Source organism: Shewanella sp. M16 (assembly GCF_018224605.1).
GTDB lineage: Bacteria > Pseudomonadota > Gammaproteobacteria > Enterobacterales > Shewanellaceae > Shewanella > Shewanella oncorhynchi.
In genome coordinates this window covers 1-439 of record NZ_JAGTUL010000117.1, presented here as the reverse complement: position 1 = coordinate 439, position 439 = coordinate 1, and the positions used below count along the sequence as shown (strand labels likewise).

Annotated in this window: 1 rRNA gene; it reads right to left on the bottom strand. The window is 55.4% G+C overall.

From position 1 onward, the window contains the following. Nucleotides 1-439 (bottom strand): 16S ribosomal RNA (locus KFE26_RS23660); the annotation flags it as partial.

Sequence of the window (439 nt, the reverse complement as noted above, 5' to 3'; positions counted from 1 at the left end):
TATAATCCTGTGTTCTGCAAACGCTGTAGAGCCGCATCGTCAGTAATAGTCTAGAAAGGCGCCTTCGCCACCGGTGTTCTTCCTTGTCTCTACGCATTTCACCGCTACACTTCGTCGTCCACTTTCGCAACCGATACTCCAGCCTCCCAGTTTCCTTCCGCTTCCGTCGCTAAGTCCCGCACTTTTAAGACGGACTTGTCCGCCCGCCTGCGCGCGCTTTACGCCCAATAATTCCGGACAACGCTTGCCACCTACGTATTACCGCGGCTGCTGGCACGTAGTTAGCCGTGGCTTGCTTTTCCGGTACCGTCAATGCAGTTTGTTCTTCGCACTCTGCCTTTTCGTCCCGGATCACAGAGTTTTACAACCCGAAGGCCGTCATCACTCACGCGGCGTTGCTCCGTCAGGCTTTCGCCCATTGCGGAAGATTCCCCACTGC